Annotated in this window: 17 protein-coding genes; 5 read left to right on the forward strand and 12 right to left on the reverse strand. The window is 46.2% G+C overall.

What is annotated here, in order from left to right; genetic code table 11:
* Window positions 1–92 precede the first annotated feature (92 nt).
* Window positions 93–2,204, reverse strand: a complete 2,112-nt coding sequence (locus PF479_RS15905; protein WP_298008462.1) for a glycoside hydrolase family 36 protein — start codon at window positions 2,202–2,204, stop codon at window positions 93–95.
* Window positions 2,205–2,400: 196 nt separating this feature from the next.
* On the reverse strand, window positions 2,401–4,689 hold the full coding sequence (yicI, locus tag PF479_RS15910) for an alpha-xylosidase (protein WP_298008465.1): 2,289 nt from the start codon (window positions 4,687–4,689) through the stop codon (window positions 2,401–2,403).
* Window positions 4,690–4,796: 107 nt separating this feature from the next.
* Here yicI and PF479_RS15915 point away from each other — a divergent pair, with 107 nt between their 5' ends.
* Window positions 4,797–5,702 carry an AraC family transcriptional regulator gene (locus PF479_RS15915; protein ID WP_298008469.1) on the forward strand — a complete coding sequence of 302 codons (906 nt, stop codon included), beginning with the start codon at window positions 4,797–4,799 and terminating at the stop codon, window positions 5,700–5,702.
* Between the two features lie 64 nt (window positions 5,703–5,766).
* On the opposite strand, the gene PF479_RS15920 is transcribed toward PF479_RS15915, so the two are convergent.
* Both PF479_RS15920 and PF479_RS15925 read right to left on the reverse strand, forming a co-directional pair.
* Window positions 5,767–5,985 carry a DUF3820 family protein gene (locus PF479_RS15920; protein ID WP_298008472.1) on the reverse strand — a complete coding sequence of 73 codons (219 nt, stop codon included), beginning with the start codon at window positions 5,983–5,985 and terminating at the stop codon, window positions 5,767–5,769.
* A gap of 20 nt (window positions 5,986–6,005) precedes the next feature.
* Complete coding sequence (locus PF479_RS15925; protein ID WP_298008477.1) at window positions 6,006–6,950, reverse strand: 1-phosphofructokinase family hexose kinase; 945 nt, start codon at window positions 6,948–6,950, stop codon at window positions 6,006–6,008.
* A gap of 104 nt (window positions 6,951–7,054) precedes the next feature.
* Here PF479_RS15925 and PF479_RS15930 point away from each other — a divergent pair, with 104 nt between their 5' ends.
* Window positions 7,055–7,750 (forward strand): MBL fold metallo-hydrolase, encoded by a 696-nt coding sequence (locus PF479_RS15930; RefSeq protein ID WP_298008480.1) that lies wholly within the window; start codon window positions 7,055–7,057, stop codon window positions 7,748–7,750.
* Here the strand turns inward: PF479_RS15930 and PF479_RS15935 are convergent.
* Window positions 7,747–7,968 carry a hypothetical protein gene (locus tag PF479_RS15935; protein ID WP_298008483.1) on the reverse strand — a complete coding sequence of 74 codons (222 nt, stop codon included), beginning with the start codon at window positions 7,966–7,968 and terminating at the stop codon, window positions 7,747–7,749. The two genes, PF479_RS15930 and PF479_RS15935, sit on opposite strands and share 4 nt — an antisense overlap.
* A gap of 162 nt (window positions 7,969–8,130) precedes the next feature.
* Between PF479_RS15935 and PF479_RS15940 the strand changes: the two genes are divergently transcribed.
* On the forward strand, window positions 8,131–8,517 hold the full coding sequence (locus PF479_RS15940; RefSeq protein WP_298008486.1) for a DUF4260 domain-containing protein: 387 nt from the start codon (window positions 8,131–8,133) through the stop codon (window positions 8,515–8,517).
* 24 nt (window positions 8,518–8,541) lie between these two features.
* On the opposite strand, the gene PF479_RS15945 is transcribed toward PF479_RS15940, so the two are convergent.
* From PF479_RS15945 to ald, 6 genes are all read right to left on the reverse strand, one after another.
* On the reverse strand, window positions 8,542–11,310 hold the full coding sequence (locus PF479_RS15945; protein ID WP_298008489.1) for a DUF1638 domain-containing protein: 2,769 nt from the start codon (window positions 11,308–11,310) through the stop codon (window positions 8,542–8,544).
* A 74-nt stretch (window positions 11,311–11,384) separates the two neighbouring features.
* Window positions 11,385–12,662: a DEAD/DEAH box helicase gene (locus PF479_RS15950; protein WP_298008492.1), complete on the reverse strand. Its 1,278-nt coding sequence runs from the start codon at window positions 12,660–12,662 to the stop codon at window positions 11,385–11,387.
* Window positions 12,663–12,847: 185 nt separating this feature from the next.
* On the reverse strand, window positions 12,848–13,717 hold the full coding sequence (locus PF479_RS15955) for a 3'-5' exonuclease (RefSeq protein WP_298008495.1): 870 nt from the start codon (window positions 13,715–13,717) through the stop codon (window positions 12,848–12,850).
* Window positions 13,714–13,977, reverse strand: coding sequence for a hypothetical protein (locus PF479_RS15960; RefSeq protein WP_298008498.1), 264 nt, complete (start codon window positions 13,975–13,977; stop codon window positions 13,714–13,716). The genes PF479_RS15955 and PF479_RS15960 overlap by 4 nt, the downstream gene beginning before the upstream one ends.
* A gap of 90 nt (window positions 13,978–14,067) precedes the next feature.
* Complete coding sequence (locus tag PF479_RS15965; RefSeq protein ID WP_298008500.1) at window positions 14,068–18,504, reverse strand: acyl-CoA dehydratase activase; 4,437 nt, start codon at window positions 18,502–18,504, stop codon at window positions 14,068–14,070.
* A gap of 60 nt (window positions 18,505–18,564) precedes the next feature.
* The gene (gene ald / locus PF479_RS15970; protein WP_298008503.1) at window positions 18,565–19,680 is read right to left on the reverse strand and encodes an alanine dehydrogenase; all 1,116 of its coding nucleotides are present in this window, start codon (window positions 19,678–19,680) and stop codon (window positions 18,565–18,567) included.
* A gap of 206 nt (window positions 19,681–19,886) precedes the next feature.
* Between ald and PF479_RS15975 the strand changes: the two genes are divergently transcribed.
* Window positions 19,887–21,821: an HD domain-containing phosphohydrolase gene (locus tag PF479_RS15975; RefSeq protein WP_298008506.1), complete on the forward strand. Its 1,935-nt coding sequence runs from the start codon at window positions 19,887–19,889 to the stop codon at window positions 21,819–21,821.
* Here the strand turns inward: PF479_RS15975 and PF479_RS15980 are convergent.
* The gene (locus tag PF479_RS15980; protein ID WP_298008510.1) at window positions 21,731–22,684 is read right to left on the reverse strand and encodes a DMT family transporter; all 954 of its coding nucleotides are present in this window, start codon (window positions 22,682–22,684) and stop codon (window positions 21,731–21,733) included. The two genes, PF479_RS15975 and PF479_RS15980, sit on opposite strands and share 91 nt — an antisense overlap.
* A 140-nt stretch (window positions 22,685–22,824) precedes the next feature.
* Between PF479_RS15980 and PF479_RS15985 the strand changes: the two genes are divergently transcribed.
* On the forward strand, window positions 22,825–23,283 hold a 459-nt coding region (locus PF479_RS15985; protein ID WP_298008513.1), incomplete at its 3' end, for an RNA methyltransferase.

Genomic DNA, 23,283 nt, shown 5'->3' on the forward strand with positions numbered 1-23,283 from the left:
TCATTAGCACAACCAGCAAAACAGCCGGCAGGGCGAAAAGACTTGTTTCTAGAGTCTGCAAGTTATGTTTCCGCTCTTTCCTCATCCAATCCTCAACTTTTACTTCGTATTTCAAATAATCTGGCAGAATAAATCCCGGGAAGCTCAACACTCAATGTTCCCATTCCACTGTTCCAACTGAAACGGCAATCCCCATCAGCAGGATAGACACAACGGACAATCTGCTCCTTCCCTTTCAGGTGTTCGAGAGGCAGCAGGCAGCGGTCCTCCCCGGCGTCTCTTTTCCAGACAGCCACATAACTGACATCCCCTGTCTTTAAACCGAGACAAGTCCATGTGTCATGAAATGAGGATAGTCCCAGGGGCCAGAAAGGCAGTGCCTCTTTAATTGCCGGACGTATGTTTTTGTAATAATCCAGGGCTTCCTTGACCAGGTCTTTCCCCTTCTGATCAAGATTCAGAATATTACCGCTTTGATGTACTCTTAAAAGAAGAGCATTCACCATATTGAATATCACCTCTTCATCATCTCCCGGCACCAGGGGATAGGACCAGACCGCAGCCTGCTCCGGTGTTACCCCGGTAGGGGAGTTGGCAGCAATCGTTGCATATCTGAGGAAATCTTCCTGATCACTTGTTGACTGTATGCTTAGCCTGCTCAAAAGAGCATAATCAATTCTCAATCCACCGCTGGAACAGTTTTCAATTATCAGTTCCGGATATTTTACAAAAAGGCTGTCCAACCAGCCCAGATAAGCTCTTTCATGTTCCAGAAGTCCGTCACCCACACTGTCTGCATTGATTTCAGTACCTATTCCAGGCTCGATGTTATAATCCATCTTTATATAGCCCACCCCGTATTCTTCAACAAGACGGCGGATGACGCTGCTGGCATACTCCCTGACTTCGGGATTTCTGAAATCAAGCTGGAACCGGCTCCGGTCGTATACTTTCTTCCCATGCCGGTGAAAAAACCAGTCAGCAGAAACTTCTTTTGCTTTCTTACAGTGAATTCCCATCACTTCAAGTTCAAGCCATAAGCCGGGAATCATTCCCTTGGAACGGATAAAATCTATGACTTCTTTTATACCCCCGGGAAATCTTTCATCTGAGGGCTGCCATTCTCCCACACTGTCCCACCAGTCTCCCTCATCATACCAACCAGCATCGATGCAATAATATTCACATCCTAAGTCTGCAGCAGCTGCAATGAGAGGCATCTCTTTTTCGGTTGTCGGGTCCGCCCAGAGGCAGTTCATATAATCATTGAATATGATGCCGAGTTTCTCGTTGTCGGGATTCCTTCTTCTGATCGCTCGTCTGTAGTTTGTGAGTTCTCCCATGGATTCATCAAAGCCTTTGCAACTAACACCGACTACCGCGGGAACGGACACAAATTTCTCTCCTGAATGAAGGTTTTTAAACCAATGGGATTCATTCTCTGAGGGACCACTCAACTGAAGATATAAGTGACCTGTTTGATCACTGATTTCCCAATGCCAGGAACCGTTGTGCTCTATCTGCCAGAACAAACTACCCCCGGTTTCTGTATTTTCCAGATATCCCATGGGAAGAAATTCTTTTGTTGACCAGTTTCCTGTATTGCTAATATGAACCGCTTTGGATGAGCGCTGTTTCAAATCGGGCTGACACTGGGCCATGCCCAGATCATCAAGACTGTAGGACTTCCACTGAAATTCTCTCTGCCAGGAGTTATGGGGAATCATGAGGCGCATTTTTTCATCGGCCTTCAGAAGGCCCTCTTTTTCAATGCCATTCAGATTAAAGGAGGAAATATATTCCAGGCATTGGGACTCAGATCCCTTGTTTTCTACGGTCGAGGAACAGCGGATGACAGAGATCCCATCATAAAACTGATAATGAGAGCTAACGTAAATCCCGCTTTCCTCATCCTCAGAGAATATCTCAATCTTACGACCCGCATCAGTTCTGTAATCTTTGTACCCTGAGTATTCGAGTCTGTATCCCGGTGAAGTGACTGTGTATTTTAGACCATGCCGTTCTTCAGGACGGTCATATCCGGATAAAGCTAGTTCGAGGAGACGAAATCCACTATTTTCATATTCTGTCAGGTCAGGTGTTGAGAGTGGTGTCGCTGCAAAATGAAGCAGCCTGATGCGTTTATTCTCAGAGATCTCAAAATTCATGTATATGCCATTTTCGGCAATATCAATTGTTCTCACCTGTACTCCAGATATTATGGGGACTTAACTTTCTAATAGATTTAATTTTAAACTCGGATACTCCAGATTTGAATGGACTTTCATAATCAGTTTAGGGTAAATTCTTGGACTTCTTTGAAGCTGGAAGGCTGGTCATAGCGAATTCTGAACTCATAGAATAAATCAGCCGGTGCTATAGTGCCGGCTGATTTATGAATTATTTAAGGCTGAATTTTATTTCTCTGCGGCCTGAACCATCGATGTTGATAGTTGCCGATTCCGAATCTGTTGAAAACAACCTCACAGACCAGTTCTCTACATTTCCTTCAGCCCTGATGAACAACTCGTTGTTGCTTCTCATAACATCAATGGTTAAATCAATCTCACCCTTGATGTTCCGGACTGTACTGGTGAGATTCTGCCCCTCTTCAATATTATAGATATCGAAGCGTACTCCCTGAGAATATTCATAATCGGCCTTATTATCGCAACTCCCACGGGGAATAATACTTCCTGAGGGAGCAAAGAGAGGAATACTCATATAATCATGAGTCTCGGCAATCCACCGGCCCCCGAACATACATCTTCCGTCTATCAGATTGAACCACGGCCCCTGAGGAAGATAATAACTGGATTCTCCCCTGTCATTAAATATGGGAGCCACCAGCAGGCTGTCTCCCAACATATATTGAGTGTCCAGATAGGCGCATGCCGGATCTTCGGGATATTCAAGTACCATAGCTCGCATCATAGGAACAGCTGTTTCTGAAGTGGTACAGGCCATGTTATATAAATAGGGCATAAGAGTGTTCTTCAGTTTGGTAAAAAAACGGAGAACATCGCAAGCCTCATCATCAAAGTTCCATGGAACTCTATAAGACTCGCTGCCATGGAGACGGCTGTGAGTTGACAGAAGTCCGAAGGCCGCCCACCTTTTATACAGATCGGGAGTGGCAGTCTGTTCGAATCCTCCGATATCGTGGCTCCAAAATCCAAATCCGGAAAGACAAAGAGACAGTCCTCCTCTCAGAGATTCTGCCATTGATGTATAGCTGGCACTGCAGTCTCCTCCCCAGTGGACTGGGAACTGCTGTCCTCCTACCGTTGCAGAACGGGCGAAAACCATAGCGTCTCCCTGTCCCCGGAATTCCAGAAGCAGATCGTAAACAGCTTTATTGAACAGCTGAGTATAATAATTGTGCATTCTTTGAGGATCAGAGCCATCGAAATAGCAGATATCCAGAGGGATTCTTTCGGCAAAGTCTGTTTTGAAACAATCGACACCCTGTTCAAGAAGTGGTCTCAGTTTGCTCTGAAACCAGAGTGTCGCATCAGGATTTGTAAAATCCACCAATGCCATTCCAGCCTGCCACATATCCCACTGCCAGACAGAACCATCCGGGCGTTTTACAAGATATCCCTTCTCTTTTCCCTCATCAAAAAGGGCAGACTTTTGGGCTATATATGAATTGATCCACAGGCAGCTTTTCAAGCCTTTCTCTTTTAATCTGGCCAGCATTCCTTTAGGATCGGGGAATATTTCCGGATCCCATTTAAAATCACACCATTGGAATTCCTTCATCCAGAAACTGTCAAAGTGAAAAACCTGGAGAGGAATATCCCGTTCTGCCATACCATCAATAAAGGAGTTGACCGTTGATTCATCATAAGATGTCGTGAATGACGTTGTCAGCCATAGACCGAAAGACCAGGCGGGAGGAAGTGAAGGTTTCCCTGTTAAGGCACCATAATTGGAAAGCACTTCTTTAAGATTGTCCCCACCAATCAGATAATATTCCAGACTCTCCCCGGGGACACTGAACTGCGCTTTGGAAACAGCTTCGGAGGCCAGTTCAAAAGAAACCTTCCCCGGATGATTAACGAGAACTCCATACCCTTTGCTGGAAAGATAGAATGGTATATTTTTATATGACTGTTCACTGCTTGTTCCACCGTCTTCATTCCAGATATCCACAACCTGACCATTTTTAACAAAGGGAGTGAATCTTTCTCCCAATCCATAGAGAGTTTCACCCACATCCAGGTCCAGCTGCTCCCGGCAATATACGGAACCATCATCTTTTTTAATAAATCCTGCAGATTTTTTCTGACTACCTGTCAAAGCTTTACCCTTGAAGGAGAATTCACTTCTCCATACCTTACGATCCTTTATGTCAAACTGAAGATCTCCCGAACGAAAGGAAACAGATTTATCTGAGGAATCAGCGACGACCTCATTGTCTTCAGATGGGTTAATCTGAAATTCTGGAAAGGCGTTTATGCCTCCGGCATGGTGGTACATTTTCACTTTAATAATATTACGACGAGGAGAACTGAGTTCTACTGTCAGCTGTGGCAGATTCAGAGTATCTCCTCTGTTTTCAATCTTTTTTGCCGGAGCAAAAAGGGTCATTTTATCATCCTTTATTCTAATGTCCCGCGCTTCCATGGGGCTTATTAGAGTCACATCATCCTGGAGTAACCAGAAACCATTTGAAAATTTCATTAATAACCGTCCTTAAACAGAGATAAAAGAATTATATTCTCAAATAATTGATATTTGTCGTCATAAAATGCTATTAAATAGCACAATTATGATATATATAATTAATTATGAATACTTTTTTCAATCTGGAAGCAAGAAAACATGGTTCCATCCTTTTTCCATATGCGGCATATAAGATGGAATTTGATGAAGACGAGGTCATCCTGGACTGCCACTGGCACTCTGAAATTGAGTTTCTCCTCGTCAACAAGGGATCGGGAATGTTCCATCTGGGAGAGCAATTTTACAGAATCAATGAGGGGGAGGCTCTTATAATATCAGGAGGCATTCTTCACAGTGGAAGAACAATCCCGGGCAAACACTGCAGCTTTGAAGCTTCTGTATTCAGCTCAAGTCTGATCGAAAGTGCCGGAAATGATATTGTACAATCCAAGTATCTCGATTCTGTGATCAGAGAATTGAAATACAGAGAACCGGTTATTAAAGGGAAGGATGAAAATGAAATAGCCATCCTTGAGCATTTACATTCCATCCATAGGCTGTACTGGAAAAAGGAGATTTTCTTTGAAATGCAAATCAAGATTCATCTCCTGGAAATCTTCCTTCTTCTCAATATAATGAGAGAGAAGGAGTGTTCTGATGTGATCATAAATCCAGTGCGCACCAGGTCTGAATCCATCAAAGAAGTACTGCGCTTTCTACACGGCAATTACAGTAAAGAGATACCTCTACAGGAAATGACCGCCATTACAGGGTTTAGCTGTGCCCATTTTTCAAGAATCTTCAAAGAAACGGTACATATGACTCCAGTCGAATACCTGAATTACTTTAGAATAAACCGTTCTGTTGAACTCTTGAAAGACAGTCGTCTTCCTCTTTTCAAGATAGCAGAAGAAAGCGGGTTTTCCAGCGTAAATTACTATATCAGGTGCTTTAAGAAGCTTAAAAACTGCACTCCGGCTGTTTTTAGAAAGAATTTACTAAGGCAAGATTTCACCAACTTCAGTTATTGATGGTCCTTCTCTCAGAGACTCTTTTTATGGGAGATAGATCCCCATGAGGATACTGATCATGGATCTATCTAATTTTCCGGATTAAACCTTCCAAACCGTTTAACTTAATCTCCAGAAGAGACTCCAGCTGCAGCCCCAATTTTCCCTTGGGGAAGCCTTTCGTTTTGAAGTATAAAATGTAGGCCTCAGGAAGATCTACCAGATACCGTCCCGCATATTTGCCGAAGGGCATTTTTGTATTGGCCAGCTCTATGAGAAATTTATGACTATCTTCAGTTTCCATGATGGAAATATATCATAAAATCAGAACTCGGTGACCACTATCTGGTCCATAAATTTTCCCCATGCGTCCTCTTTTGATAAACCCGGTCCATAAATGGTCAGCTTGGAAGCCGCCCAGCTGGCGGCCTGTCGAAGGGCTCCCGGTAGATCCTGACCGGAAGCTAATCCTCCGATAAATCCGGCTAAAAACGTGTCTCCTCCCCCCACGGTACTCTTGACATTGACAGGGGGCGCAGACGCCTGATAACGGCCCTTACGCGTGTAGAGCCGGCTTCCCCCCTTTCCCAGAGAAAGGGCGATCATGCCCACCTTTTCAAGGAGTGTTTCGCTCAGTAAGTCAACCTCATGAACTTTATCCTCCCCATCCTGCACTTCAATGAAGATTTCAGACAATTCCTCCAGGTTGGGTTTAATCAGATCAACACATCCGGATTCGATGGCATATTTTAAAGCTTGTCCGCTGGTATCCACTGCCACAAAGGCACCCGCATTCCTGGCATCAAGAGCCATGTCAGCATAAACCCTGGTTGATAGACCGGAAGGCAGGCTGCCCGAGATGATCACATAATCGAATCCCTTCACAAGCTCCCGAAACCGGGACATAAAACTCCCGATCTCACCCTCTGTCAAAGTGAAACCATTAAAATTGATATCAGTGGTAATACTGTTTTTCGGATCTACTATTTTAATCCCTTCCCGGGTAGAACCATCCACAGTGTGAAAATGATCTTCCAGGGCATGGACCTTAAAGTGGTCACAAAAGATCTGCTTGTTATCATTTCCTAGAAATCCGCAAACATGGGTTTCGAATCCACCCTGAGAAAGCGCGGTGGCCGCATTGATCCCTTTTCCTCCGGGATCCCGCCTGCCCGCAGAAGCCCTGTTCACCGAGTCGATGGAAAAATCTGAAACTTCAATCGTGTAATCAATGGCAGGATTAAGGGTAACGGTCAATATTTTTTTCATAACCCTCCCACGGTAGGAGAAGTTTATTTTTCTGTCAACACCAGGCGCTGTATCCTATACTGGTATAAGAATGAATCATAAAGACTAATAAAGGGGTAGAAAAAATGAAATTGATAAAAAGAACTGACCGCCTCTATGAAGTGCCTATGGGTTTTGTGAAAGCCTACATCATACAAGCCGGGGACAATCTAGTCTTGATCGACACAGGCATTGAAGGAAAAGCCGATGCTATTCTTGAGGCCATTGACCGGGCAGGTCTAGATTCATCAAAATTGAAGCATATTCTCATTACCCAGCTCCATCGTGATCATGTAGGAAGCCTGCATGCTCTCAAAGAAAAAACAGGCTCCCGGGTCTATGCCCATGAACTGGAAGCTGATGCGATAGAACAGGGGATTACAATGAGATTCTGTGTTCCGACTCCCAGCCTGTTAAGCCGCATTGCGGTTCCCAGGATTTTAAAGGGAGACTGGAAGAAGCGAATTGAAGGAACGAAGGTTGAGGTCAGGCTTAAGGATGGTGATGTCCTGTCCCTGGGGGTGGACATCACTGTGATCCATAGTCCCGGTCACACGGCAGGACATGTCTGCTATCTTTTCCAGGATGAGCAGAAAGTTCTTATAGCCGGTGATGTTGCCACAGGAGGAATAAGACCGGGCTACCCGATGCTGTTTGAAGACGAAGAACAGGGATACAGGACCTTAAAAGATCTGGGAAACCGAGACTTTGATATGGTATTCTTTGGACACGGCAAAGCCATAACCAGAGAAGCATCAAAGATGTTTAATAAAAGATTTTAGCCATTTTCGGCGATGACCAGATAGGCCCGCAGTTTTTCATGAGGAAACAGTTTCTCAGGCATCATCTCTTTACCAAGAGCATTCGCCACCATATAACGGGCACAGTTCAGATTATTAGACTGACAGTACTGCACCTTCATTTCTTCTATTTTTTCCGATTTGTTATTCAGTTTGTTGTTAAAAAACAGACATTTTTCTATAAATTCACATTCACCCATGAGAGATAAACCTTTATAAATCTTCCTAAATTAAATTATCTCTCTATATTCAATAGGAGAGTCCCCTTTGGTCAAGGACTTTTTTTTAAATAATAACCTTTTGTACTATAAATCCATTAAACTTAAGGTATATCCACTGTGATAAAGATTGAGGAGGCTGATATGAAAAGCAGATCAATGGACCTTTTATTGCGAATGGAAGAATTAGGTCTTTTTATTTTAACGATTTACCTTTTTTCCCTTCTCCCCTTCCCCTGGTGGGTCTATCCGCTGCTCCTGTTCATTCCGGATATCAGCATTTTGGGATATATGATCAATGCCGAGACCGGTGCCTATCTTTACAATTTCATTCATCACCGGGGCATAGCGGTCATCCTCTACATCTGCGGCATTCTGCTGGCAAGCCCCTATATAGCCCTGGCGGGTCTGATCATCTTTGCCCATTCATCAATGGATAGAGTCTTTGGATACGGGTTAAAACATCCCAGTGGTTTCAAAGACACCCACCTGGGCACGATAGGAGAAAAAGAAAATAAAAATGAGGAGTAAAATCGCGCTTCTGATCAGATTATTTTAGATCAGATCGGGAGCCCCTTTCAGAAAAGATCTAAACAGTCTCTCCAGAAACAGAATATCACCACCGGCAGATTCAGCAGTTTTGTCTTCAATATGGATGGTCACCCTCTGTTCTCCTGTCCCGGCCTTTCTCCCGATCCCCCGGGTCTGCTCTGACAATCCATGAAGACAGGCTTCTTCGGCCGTATCCAATGTCTCAAAATCCTCAAAACCTTCCATTCCTATGATTCTGAACAAACCTTCCGAGGTTGGTATAATCTGGGCGGTACTGCTGACCTGAACCTTGCTCGTAATGGCCCCCAGAGCGTTGGCAACATCACCATGCTCAGGCAGTATCAGTGTTCCTCCCAGCATCTCCACGGCCTCAGACAGAACCAGAGCGGCAGGAGCCCCTAATCCGACAACAGATGCTGTAAGGGTAGGTGTCAGAGACAGGCGGGAATTCCCCTTTTCCAGAATGGGTCTGAAGATCTCGGGAGAACCTGCTGCTTCAGGGAAAATCTTTTCCAGGAGAGCAAGGCCCAGCTGATGTTTTATATCCTGCATCAGAGTCGTCATCACTGTCTCGGAGGATTCTTTCTGCAGTGTGAGGATCAGATGAAAGTATTGAGCAATCTCATCTCCCGGCCACAAACTCAGACGTCCCTGCAGATGATACAGATCGGTAGGAGTCAGTCCGGCTCTTTGAATGCAGTATGATTTTTCGAGTCTTTCTGATTTAAGTAGTTTCCATACACCATGACAGAGCTCCCCGCTTATCCGGGAGATCAGGGCCGGTCCTTTCCTCAATATATTCAGGAGAGCCTCCTCCTGTCGGGTCAGAGGAAAATCAGCTTCCTTTTCTGTTTTAAAAAGCCATTGGAGAGGAATGGAGGATTCATCTGTCCTGCTTAGTTCAGCCGCTTTTTCGAGACTTTCCTTCAAATCATATTTTGAGTTCAGCCAGGAAAAGGGAGTAATCCTGCCGGGACCGATGCTCCAGAGCTGCCGATCAAATACCAGGGCACTATCTCCTCCCAGTCCGGTAGTCAGCATATTGACGGCCTTGACATGGGTCCTCCAGGAACCGATAGAAGCCCCGTCTTCGCAGACAGAGACCTCCCCGCCCTCGAGAAAACCGATATCCGATGTGGTTCCCCCTACATCGATAACCAGGGCCTCATCCAATCCCGTCAAAAACCGGGCTCCCGCCATGCTGGCCGCCGGCCCGGACAGGGCAGTCTGAAGGGGGAACTCGCTGGCATAGGCTCCCGTCATGACAGATCCGTCCCCTTTGACAACCAGACAGGGAGCCTTCACTGAAACCTCTTCCAGGGCTATTTTCATCTCATCCAGAAACTCTTCCATGATGGGAATAACCCCGGTGTTGAGTACGGCAGTATGAGCCCGGACATAAAAATTCAAAGTTCCCGAAAGTTCATGACCGCAGCAGACATTCAGACCTGTGCTCTCTCTCAGAACAGCCTTGACCTGAAGTTCCAGGGCCGGATTAATGGAAGCACCATAACCTGAAACTGCGAAAGCCCGAACTCCCTGCTTCTGGATCATCTTCTGTGCCTGTATTTTAATTTCCTCTACATCTATTTCCTGGGAAACAAGACCTTCGATGGTGGTCCGTCCCTTGATGACCACACTGGGTGAATGACTCATTTTTTCGAGATCGGTATTTCCCAGGGGCATCAAAAACAGACCGACAGGATAGGTATTGGATTCGACGATGGCATTGGTCACCAGGGTGGTAGAGAGAGAAACGAGATCAACCATTTCAAGTGTATCTGCCGGGAGTTGACGGACGGCATTCATGATTCCGTCGGAATATTTCCACTTAGTTGTCAGTGCTTTGGATCGGCTGAGTACTTTCTGTTGACTAAAATCAAAGAGCACAGCATCTGTATAGGTTCCTCCGGCATCGATACCCAGACCCAGAGTCGTCTGTCTTTTCTTCTCAGGTTCACGGTGGTTCCCGCTCTGGTTTGTGAACACAAGACTGCGTTTGCCGCCTTTCTGTTCATCCTTGATACCCGAGGCAAAATTGATCAGTCCCGATGCAGGTTCAAAAATAATCTCCCGGCCAGGCGGAACGATAAGGACATCATCGGCACCCTGCTCAGGATGAGGCATAAAGCATTGAAGGATAAGGTTTTGAGAACCCTCTAAGCGGGTATATTCCCAATTGTTTTCCTCTGCCATGGATTGAGCATAGTCGGCATATTTCTGTTTGTCTCCGCTGCCGGTGTCAATAAAGACGGCTCTGGAGTAATTTTTCTTCCAGGCGTCAAAAAAATCAATCACAGCCTCTGAATTATCGGCACCGAATCGATCCCGAAGAACATCCTTATCCAGGGTATCAGCATATTCCGCAGGCATTTCTGCAGGGTTCTTTTTCTTACCGCCTCGGGGCTGAACCTGTTCTTCGTACCAACCGGCTGAAATATAGTATGTTCCGGGTTTGTGTGAAAATTGTTTTTTGTATTCTCTGGTTCCCCCCAGGAAGAGACTGATGCAGTCATGAACTCGGGGGATGATCAATGTGTGGCGTGAATGAAGTCCGACAATACCTTTGCCGCAGACTCCGTACATCAGCACCACCCGGTCATATCCGTCAGGAACCAGATCAATGGCTTTCTGCAGCTCCTTTCTCAGGAGATCGGGTTCTGCATGAAGCCCTCCTTCCAGATAGACCAGTTCTGGTTTTTCCGGTAGGGAGGGTATGATCTGTTCAAGGTCTTTTCGGAATACGCCGCAGGCAATGCAATATGTTTTCATTTAATCCTCTTGATGAAGTGAATCATAACATTGTCTGACACGGCTTCATTGGGATAAATTATGAACTTTTTGTATTATCTTGAGAACTGACTTCTTCCGGGTTTCCGGGATCTGTTCTGACCTTGATTCTGAGAGGAGCCTGAGGAGGGATAATAATTCCTTCCTGACTCCTGTCTGGGGCCACGGGGGGGTCTGGAATTAGAACCCTGAATCGGAGCCAATACTTCAGGAACAAAACTGGCACTTCTGTTCACACGAATGCTCTTTTTGAGAAGACCTTCGATCCTCTGAAGCATTCCTTTTTCATCTGATGAGACGAGAGAGATACCGGCACCGGATTTTCCGGCCCGGCCGGTTCTTCCAATCCGGTGAACATAATCCTCGGGCTGCTGTGGAAGATCAAAATTAACCACATGACTCAGTCCCTCCAGGTGGATTCCTCTAGCGGCCACATCAGTGGCAACCAAAGCCTGCAAGTCTCCCTTTTTAAAACTGTCCAGGGCTCTGAGTCTGGCGTTCTGACTCTTGTCGCCATGAATGGCGGAGGTTGTAATCCCGTCACTGGAGAGCTGTTTGGCAAGACGGTTGGCACCGTGCTTTGTCTTTACAAAAACCAGAACCTGATACCAGGACTCATCCTTAATGAGGTGTGTCAAAAGATACCGTTTCTGTCTTTTTTCAATTTTATAAACCGATTGTTCGACCATCTCTGCAGCCATATTCCTTGTCGCTACCTCTACGGAAACGGGATTTTTCAGGATGCCCTCGGATAATTTCCGGATGTCGTTGCTATAGGTGGCGGAAAACAGCAGATTCTGCCTTTGAGCGGGAAGATGTTTCATGACCTTCTTGATATCGTTGATGAAACCCATGTCGAGCATTCTATCTGCCTCATCAAGAACAAGTGTTTCGATATTCTTGAGACTCAATGTTTTCTGACTTAAATGATCTAGAAGTCTACCCGGTGTAGCCACCAGGATATCAATTCCTTTTCTGAGAACACCAATCTGGGGATTGATTTTAACACCACCATAAACGGTGGCCGTCTTAAGGGAAAGATACTTTCCGTAATTCCGGAAGCTTTCTCCCACCTGCTCAGCGAGCTCTCTTGTGGGTGTTATAACGAGAACTCTGGGATGCTTATCCCTGCTCTCTCTTTGGCTGAGTCTGTCTAAAAGTGGTAAGGCAAAGGCCGCTGTTTTACCGGTTCCTGTCTGTGCTCCTCCGAGTACATCCCTGTTTTGTTGAATGGCCGGTATGGCCTGTGCCTGAATGGGAGTGGTTTCTTTGTATCCCTTGTCTTGAACTGCTCTAAGAATTTCTTCTCTAAGCCCTAATTGAGTAAATGTCATAAATCTCCTGAACATGCCCGCATCTTAATGCTCCAGTCCAGGCATTGTAAATATATTTAAAATCTTTTCCGACCGGAATTTAACAGATGTGAAGGCAGAACTTAACATCGGAAGAACAAAATGTACAGACAAAAAGGTCTCTATGGTAAAAAAGAGTATATGAATACTGGTTTTGAGCCTGAAAATCATCCTCCCTGATTCAAAGCTGTCATAACAGACTTTAATTCTGTGACCAGCTTTGCGGATGTGCTCCGGGGAACTCTTCCGGAAAACCGTATTTCTCCCGGGGTTAAAAGTGCCTGTGAAAGACCGAAAATGTTTTCATTGGAGACGACAGAATTGGGAGGCATATTCAGCTCCTCCGCATAACCCTCCCGCAACTCAAAGAGCTCCTTGAAGAGAGATTGGCTCCAGGAGGGCATCTTCTTAAAACGGTTCTTTCGATACACTCCCGGGATGGGTGTCAGAGAGATTTCCCTGGTCTGAGCCTCAATGTTTTTGGTTTTGTATTCCTCAAGCAGACCTGCCGCTTCGACTTCTTTGAGCAGGGCAGTTTTGAGATCAAAAAGGTATTTGACATCATCCAGGGCATATTCCAACGCCTCAGGGTGAATGGGCCGGTTCATCCAGTTGTACTGCTGAAACTTTTTCTTGGCCTTGGGCTGTACACCCAGAAAATGGGTTAACACAAATCCAAGGTTCCTCTTTTCCAGATCAAGCAGCTCCGCCGCAGGCAGAAGGTCTTCAATGGAAAGTATGGCAATGCCATACTTTCGGTACAACAATGTTCTGTCTCCGGAACAGTCATACATAATTTTGGAAACCGACGGGTTTTCCATCAAATCGCGGATCAGGGAGATCCTGACCTTGAAGGGATCTATAAGAGCATAGTCCCTGCCATCAAAAATCTGCACCAGGCAGAGATGCTCTCCGTAGCAATGGAGATTGAATTCCCCCTCCAGGTCCACAGAGATCCTCTCTATATTCCGATCTTTCAGGGATTCTATATACTCCTTGAGTGCTTTGTCATTGTCCAGATAAAGATATTGATTCATGATGCCGTCCTGTCTACTTCAATTATTAACCATTTTTTCCTGAAAAATCCCGTAATGATCAGTGATGCGTGTGCCATCTGATACAGACCGAAGCTCAACCAGGTTAACAATCCGGCAATCCCGATGGCTGCCAGTTCCAGGCTGTTATTACCAAAATGTCCCAGCATGTCCGAGTCTGCAATCTGATGAAAATAATGAGTCAGCTGACCAAAGAGGAGGGGAATTCCAAGAAGCAGTGTTTTTTTAAGAACCGATTTCAAATTCCCCCCTGGAATGACCCCTGAATAGAAGGGATATTATGTCACGCTCCCTTTGTCTTGAACACTGCAAAAGCCATAGAATCCATTAATTTATGAAGGCTGCAGCTCTTCCTGTTTCTGCTGGAGATTCTCCTCGTACTGCTCTTTATCCCGTTCTCTGGCATTGATGATCAGCATCTGCAGCCTGTTCTCCACATTGCCAAAACTGGTGTCTGGATCGTAATCCAGAGCCAGCACCTGAATATGAGGATGTTCCTTCTTGATTTTCTTCACCAACCCGCGGCCGGTCACATGATTGGGCAGGCAGCCGAAGGGCTGGAGAATAAGAAAAGAATGGACCCCGTGATCCGCATGGTGCAGGATTTCACCGGGAATCATCCATCCTTCTCCCGAGGTGAATGTCCTGTCCACGATGTGTTGCGACCGGTCGGCAATGACCCGCAGGGGTACCGTTTCTTCCCACAGGGGATGCCCGGAAACCGCCTTATCACAGAATTTCAGTACTGTCCGGATATATTTTTCTGAAATATCAGTCATCAGATTCTGCAGAAAAGAAAAACTGACATGGTATTGGCGTCTCTGATCCTGTTCCAGCAGATATTCCCGGTGCATGTTGTTGAACAGATTGGGCATGATCACTTCCATGCCGTTCTTTTCCAGATAATCCTCGATATGATTGTTGGAACCCGGGTGAAAGTTCAGGAGGAACTCGCCGATCATAAAGACACGGGGTTTTCTCCGGCTTCGATCGTAGGGAATGACCTCAAAGGCCTTCAAGGCCTCAAGAAAGGCATTCTTAACCGTTTTCATGCCCTTACTGAAGCCGTTGCATATATTCATGACAGACTCTTCAAACAGGGCATTTGTGCTTCCAGGAACCTTTTCATAGGGTCTTATCTTGCGTCTGAGACCTTCCAGAATATCTGTCATGATCAGGCCCCAGAGCATCCTCAGTTCAAAAAAGGCATTCATAGTAAAGCCGGGATGCATGTTCTTGGTATCTTTATCGGTGGTGATGATGGGAATCTGGGGGTATCCTGCATCATCCAGAGCCTGACGGGCCATCGTGGCATAATGAGCCAGACGGCAATCGCACTGGGCCTTAGCCAGAGCCAGGGCCACGTTGTCGGGATGGTAGGTTCCCTCCTTCAGGACCGCGAGGAATTCACCGATGTTGATCTGGGCGGGAAAACACATATCGTTGTGAACATATTTTTTTCCCTGACTGATGGCCAGCTTCCCTGCCATCGGCATGGCTTCTACCTTATACCCCTGAAGCCTGATTGAAGCAGTAGCCACCTGGGTAAAGGCCCAGGAGACATTGGGAACCAGGATAACCTTGTCTCTGGCTTTTTTATCAAAGATGACATCATAGGCCTTACCTGTCTCCCGGGGTTGAATCAATCCCTTATTCCTCTTTCTCTGAAGGGTTTCCAGAAAAGATTTTACCCTGATGTTGAGGGGTCCGGTTACCTCAGATTCATCCATTTTAAGAACAAGAGGACTCTTATCGGCTTCCCTGCCGAGGAGTCTGATAATTTCATCTGTCAGGATGGCATCGTGACCGCAGCCGAAACTGACGATCTGGACGTATTCCAGACGGGAATCCTGGGCCACCATACGGGCGGCCGACATCATCCTGACATGATAATTTGTAGTGAGCTCAGCTCTCACGGAACTCAGGTCCACCTCATTTAGTCCCGGAAGGGCATCCAGGGGCAGAACAGCCAGTCCTTCCCGGGTAAAATAGTCGGAGAGGCCATGATTGATCAGAGGATCTGAGTGGTAAGGCCGGCCTGCCATGACAATGGCGAACTCACCCTCTCCCAGAGAATCCAGAAGATTCTTCCCGGCGGTCAGAAGATCCTGACGGTAGTCCTCCTGAAAATCTAGGGCCTTGTCTATGGCCTGGCGGATCTGTTTTTCCGGCAGAGCAAAGGTCAAGGTCAGGAATTCCGTGATGGAATCCCGCTGGGCTTTTTCATCGGTCCAATGAAACACAGGGATATCCATGGGTATATTATGTTTTTCCAGGGGTTCATCGCTGATATTCAGAACCATGGGATATCCCTTGAGTACAGCACAGGAGTGTTCGGAATGAATGTTCTTATTCTCTGAGATCATCCGGCTCATGGAGGGAAGGAAGATCCTGTCCACCCTGGCGGCAATAAGATTCTGCATATGACCATGGGCCAGTTTAGAAGGAAAACAGGCCGTATCAGAAGGGATAGAAGCCAGACCGCTTTCATAGAGAGGAACGGTACTGACTGAAGATAGTTTTATTCTGAATCCGAGAGATGTGAAGAGGGCATTCCAGAAGGGGTAATTCTCCCAGAAATCCAGGACTCTGGGAATCCCGATGGTGATGTCCTTTGCCGGGGAGTAGGAAGGGCCGTCATAGGGACGAAACAGGATTTCTTCTCTGTAGCGAAAGACATCTCTCCGGTCTTTATTTTCCGATTTTATTTTTTTCAGACGTATTTTGACATCCGGATCTTTCAGATCTCCCAGGACTTCACCCTTTTCACATCGGTTTCCGGTTATAAAGGTATTGCCCCCGGCAAATTCAATCACAGTCCGGCTGCAGCTATTGGTACAGAACGGACAGATCAAGCCGCTCTTTCTTGTGTAACTGAAATTTTCGAGGTCAGACCATTTCAGGAAATTGCTGGGGGGATTCCCCTCCTCTTCCATATGCTTTCTTGTGAGCCTGGCAATGCCTATAGCCCCCATCTCACCCGGCCAGGGAGCCCGTGTCACTTCCGCTTCTGTAAATAGTTCCAGAGCCCTTAAGACGGCATCATTCCGGAAGGTTCCTCCCTGAACAATGATCCTGGAACCCAGAGCCTTCATGTTGCTCAGACGGATAACCTTGGTAAAAACATTCTCAATGACCGAATAGCAGAGCCCTGCGATAATATCATCAGGTGTTTTGCCGTTCTTCTGTTCCGTAATGACCGAGGAGTTCATAAAGACGGTACAACGGGAGCCCAGATGGGAAGGGGCTCTGGATGAAAAGGCTCTCTCGGCGATGTGCTCCACCGGGATTTTTAAATTTTCTGAAAAGTTTTCAAGAAAGGATCCGCACCCTGCACTACAGGCTTCATTCAGTGTGATTCCGGTGACAATTCCATCGTTTAAAAATATGGCTTTCATATCCTGTCCGCCGATATCCAGGATAAAGGAAGCATCCGCTTCACAGCGGAGAGCCGCTTCGGCATGAGCCACTGTTTCAACGATATGATAATCCGCCTGAAAGGCTTTGGCAAAAAGCATCTCTCCATACCCCGTAGTTCCAACACCCAGAATATTCAGCTCTATATTTAAATCATCACATTGTTTTTTAAGGTCCAGCAGCCCTTCCTGCAGAATTTTTATAGGCTCACCCTCATTTTTGCTGTAGAATCGGTATATAGGGCTGTCTGACTCGTCGATGAGAACAAATTTAGAGGTTGTTGAGCCCGCATCAATCCCCATATAGACATTCAGTATTTCACCTTCATGTTCTTTCAAATCTGCCATCTCAGGGAGGGCATGCCTTGTCTGAAAAGTCTGCTGTTCTTCAGCATTCTGAAAATAGGGCTGTATACCCGAACCGGCCTCTCCCCGGTCGGCATGAGCAAAAGCCTCATTCAAAATGAATGTATCCAAATCAAAAACCGGTCCATTTTCAAATGTTGTCAATGCAGAAATGGCGGCTCCCCGGGCAATCATGATTTCCGGATTCTCAGGAATGATGACATCCTCTTCTTTCAGATCCAGACGACGGGCAAAAACATTGATCAACTCAGGATTAAAGTGGAGAGGGCCACCCTCAAACAGAACGGGCGGATGAATTTCCAAACCCTGGGCAAGACCGCCGATAGTCTGTTTCGCCACGGCGTGAAAACAGGACAGAGCCAGATCTTCTTTCCGGACCCCCTGATTCAGCAGAGGCTGTATATCAGTTTTCGCAAAGACTCCGCAGCGGCCGGAGATATCATAGAGGGTTTTCCCTGCCTCGGCGCTTCTGTTCAGGTCTTCCACCTGCAATTTCAGAATTGAGGCTGTTTCATCCAGGAACGCTCCTGTTCCCCCGGCACAGCTTCCATTCATCCTCATATCTGAAGCCATAAGTTTGCCGCTGTGTTCATCCTTATAGAAAAAAGTAATTTTGGCATCCTGACCACCCAGTTCCACGGCGACCCTTGTTTGAGGATAGAGCTCCCGGACCGCCAGAGAATTGGCAACAACTTCCTGCAGATAAGAGGTTCCCAGCTCTTCGGCAAGTTCACGTGAGCCGCTTCCGCAGAGAACAGGACTTATCCTGATACCCGGGAATTGACAGGAGACATCTTTCAATATGGAGAGAGCCGTCTCTCTCTGACGGGCATTATGACGCTCGTAGCGCTGATATAAGACAGTTTTCTGGTCAGGACTCAGGAGGACAGATTTAACAGTGGTGGAGCCTACATCCAGTCCTATGGGATAAATCTGATTCCTGCTGTCCGCAGCGGCAGGATCGGATTGGTTTTCTTTATTAGTCATGACTACATTTTTATGGAATTTGTCAAAATAATCTATGCCCGCTGAGCAATAATGTCATATTTATTTCAGAAGAGAATCCAAATCTGTATATTCAATTCCAAGGGCCTCCGCTACTTCATGATACACACATTTCCCTTCATAGAGATTTAATCCTTTTTTTATAACATCATTCTCCCGGCATGCCTTTACGACACCCTTATCTGCAATTTGAAGACCGTAAGGGAGAGTCACACTGTTCAGAGCCTCTGTTGAGGTGACAGGTACAGAACCCGGCATATTGGCCACACAGTAATGTACGACTCCATCAATGATAAAAGTCGGATTCTCATGAGTCGTGGGATGGGTGGTTTCGATACACCCACCCTGATCGACAGCCACATCAACCAGGACGGCTCCGGGTTTCATCAGTTTGAGATGTTCCCGTCTGACCAACTTGGGAGCCTTGGCACCATGAACCAGCACCGCCCCGATCACAAGATCACTCTCTTTCAGTACTTCCTCAATGTTATGGGGAGTACTGTAGAGGGTTGAGATTTTACCATCAAATATATCATCCAGATATTCCAGGCGGCGGGCACTTATATCCAGAATAGTCACATCCGCACCCAGTCCCACAGCCATCTTGCAGGCATTGGTTCCCACCACACCACCGCCAAGAATGGCGACCTTTCCTCTTCTGACTCCGGGAACTCCCCCGAGCAGGACGCCTCTTCCGCCAAAGGCCTTTTCCAGGTATTTCGCCCCTTCCTGTACGCTCAAGCGGCCCGCAATCTCACTCATGGGTTTTAAACAGGGAAGACTACCGTCGGGAAGTTCCATGGTTTCGTAGGCAATGCCTTTGATGCCTGTCTTCCTTAATTCCTGCGTCAGTTCCAGATCTGCGGCCAGGTGGAGGTAGGTATAGAGGATCTGCCCTTTTTTAAACAGGGGATATTCCGAGGGCTGAGGTTCCTTGACTTTCACAATCATATCCACTTCTGCAAAAACATCCTGAGGGGTTTCTAAGATTTGACCCCCCTCTTTTACATAGTCAATGTCGAGATATCCTGCTTCAATTCCGGCACCCTTCTGTATATAAACTTCATGGCCATGGGCAATATAGGATTTGGCACTGGATGGTGTCAGGCCGACCCGATATTCATGGTTTTTGATTTCTGTCACTGTTCCGATCTTCATTGATAACTCCCTGAAGTTTGTTTCTCGATTTATTCATTAATTATAGCCCTTTATTTTGATCATTGTAAACATATTTCCGCAATACGTTCATTTCTTGGTCAATATACCGTTTTACATCATATATAGATTCAATATTTCGAATTGCGCATATAAGACATTTGTAGTTGAAAATATTATAGACTAAAATAAAGTTTCAGAAGCTTGTGATGAACCTGGGAGAAATATCCTGTAAGATTCCTGATGCTGCCGCATATATAAAAAAGGTGGAAGACGGAAATAGCTTGCATGATAAAACCAGACTCAGTACATTAAGCACTATGCAATATCGTATTGGTTCTAAATTACTATTCTTAAAAATAACATCCCTTTTTGTCTTTTTCGGTATTATTGTGGGCTATATATCTTTCCTGGCCGTTACGGCCTTAAGCTCTTATGAGTTGTATAAGTCCTTTCAACAGGGTGTCGAAAACAGATTTAATAATTTGCTTGAATCTGACGAACCAGACTGGCTCTATAGTGCCTTTATTGTAATTCCGGAAATCGGAAATGACCTGGAAGAAACCCTCACCAGTCTGCTGCCGGAGAGTCAAAAGGATAAAATCCGACTTCATCTCTATTGTTACAATCCATCAAATCAGGACTGGATCACTCTATCATCCTTAGGAGGTCCCCCTTCTCTTCCAATAATACCGGCAAGACTAAAAACCGATCTCAATATGGCCCTGGGTAAAAAACACATGTATAAACCCGGTGTGTATCTGGGCATTGGAGACAGAAAAAATTTCTTTTTGAATCTCACATCCCCGGAAGACTCCCTGAGTTACATACTGCAGCTTTCTCTTGAACGGGAGGGAATCGGAAAATTTCTGGAACAGGAGAAAAATACTTTTTATACCTTTACGGCCATGGTCCTGTTCTTTTCCCTCATTCTGGGTTCAATCTTTGCACAATCCCTTTCCAGACCTATACAAAATCTGGCCAGCCGGGCTTTGGACCTGTCCCGGGGGAATCTGGATGTTCGGTTTAAGAGCAGACGCCTGGATGATATCGGCATACTGGCCCGATCACTGGATAAAATGAGTCTGAATCTCAAGCACCGCTTTGATACAATGCAGACCATGAACAGGATTGACCGGGCAGTTCTGTCATCAGTATCCCGAAAAGAGCTGCTCAAAAAAGTAGCCGGTTATATTTCACAGCAGTTTGATTCAACATCTGTCGGTGTTCTTATTCATAGAGAAGAGGGTTTAATTCTCACAGCGTTAGTCCCTGAAACCGAAGATTTGGAAGGTCAGGTCTTCCCCTATGATGTACTTCCTGATTTTTTCTTTCATGCAGATAACGATGCACAGGAGCTGGATAAAAGTTATCTTAAAGATCACAGTGATTTATTTCCGCCTGATCTTTTAAGAAATAAATTAGTGGCCATTCCCATTCTCCATAATGAGGAACGGGTCGCCACCTTTATGATCAGCCTAGATGATTTTACAGACCAGGACAGGGAAGCTCTGGGAATGCTTGCCGATCAGGCTGGTGTGGCTCTGCGCAGCATGCAGGAGGTTGAACAGCAGGAAAAGATGTCCCGGGGTATTCTGCTTGCCCTGACCCGCAGTGTGGATGCTAAATCCCGATGGACCGGCGGTCACAGTGAACGGGTTGCCGACCTCTCTGAAGCGATCGGAAAAGAATTAGGCATGAATACCGAAGAGATACAGAATCTCCGTGTCAGCGCCCTCCTCCATGACATTGGAAAACTGGGCATACCTGAAGTCATCCTGGATAAGCCGGAAAAACTGACGGATGATGAATTTGATTTGGTTAAAAGTCATCCCCTGAAAGGCGATAAAATCATACAGGATATCCCCGGATTCGAAGACGTCCGCCTGGGTGTACGCCATCATCATGAAAAATGGAACGGCCTGGGATATCCCGACGGATTAGCCGGTAAAGAGATTCCCAGAATCGCACGAATACTGACTCTGGCGGATGTTTATGATGCGATTACCGAAGACCGTCCCTACCGGAAAGGGTTTACCCGGGAGGAGAGCCTTCAGTTCCTGGAAGACCAGAGCGGCCTGATTTTTGATCCTGCACTGCTGCCTGCTTTTCTTTCACTCATCCTGGAAGACCGTTTGTCCTGACTGATCAGGACACCCGTGAGCACAGCTGCTGAGGCGAATATCTGCAGGACTGATAATGTTTCATGCAGAACGACCCATCCCGTAATAACCGCAACAACGGGCACCAGATTAATAAAAACCGAAGCCCCTGAGGCAGTCATGCGGCTCATACCTAAATTATAGAGTCCAAAGGCTCCCAGGCTGACCGGAGCTCCCAGATAGAGAAGGAGGAGCAGAGTCTGGCCACTGATGACCCAGCCCTGTTCCATCAGCTTGAACAATCCAGGCAGAAAAAAGAGGACTCCCGCAAAACACTGCATCATGGTCATGGTCCATGTATTGTATCGAGAAGAAAGCTTTTTGATGATCAGCATATTGGCCGCTGCACATATCATAGCACCGACTTCCATGGTATTCCCCAGCATCATGCGGCTTCCCCCTTCAACATCCCCGTTCAGAAGGGTCAATACAACAACGCCGCTGATAGAAAGGAACAATCCGGCAATTCCCTTTAAATGAAGCTTCTCACTCAAAAACAACCAGGCTCCCAGAGATACAAAGAGGGGGACAAAAGAGGAGATGACACCAGCCTGGGAGGAGCTTGTAAGACGGAGAGCGTTGGATTCGAGTAGAAAATAAAGACAGGGTTGAAACAAAACCATTGGAATGAGAATTTTATAGTCTTTCTTCCAGCCTTCCGGCGGTCTCAGCCTGGATATAAAGGGAAGAATTGTAACAGAGGCAAAAACCATCCTGAGCCACATGACTGACATTGGATCCAATTCCTGCAAAACCGTCCGCATCGCACTGAAGGATCCTCCCCAGAGAATGACGGCCACTGTTAAAGCCATCAAGGCAGCCCGGCTATTTTTTTGTACCATCATTTCCCACTCCTGTTATCTCGTTTGTATCTTATATCAGGAAATCGAAAATTGGTATTGTATAAAATTGCAGATTAAAGGGACTGGATATGTACCGGATTGAACACCCTTTACCTGAAGGAATTTTCTTATATAATGTTTTCATGTCTCAACTATTCCTTGACCGTATAATTATTGTACTCTGCCGCCCCGAAGGGAGTCTGAATATTGGCGCCGTCTGCCGCAGCATGGAAAACATGGGTATAAGCAGGCTGTCTCTGATAGGAGACCTGTCAGGAATCGATCATGATCAGGTCAAGATGATGGCTCTCCACTCTCTATCCATCTATGAACAGGCCAAACGATTTGCAACCCTTGAGGAAGCATTGAAAGGCACGGTCATGGCAGCAGGAATATCCAGACGGCTGGGAAAGCAGCGCAAGAGGGTCACATGGCTCCCAGAGGAGCTGGCATCCCGGGCATCGGAAACTGACTCAGGAGATGTAGCTCTCGTATTCGGAAACGAAAAAAACGGCCTGACAGATGAAGAAATATCTGCCTGCACTGAGGCTTGCGCCATTCCCGGCAATCCGCAGAATCCCTCTTTGAATCTTTCTCATGCG

This window comes from Oceanispirochaeta sp. (assembly GCF_027859075.1).
Classification (GTDB): domain Bacteria; phylum Spirochaetota; class Spirochaetia; order DSM-2461; family DSM-2461; genus Oceanispirochaeta.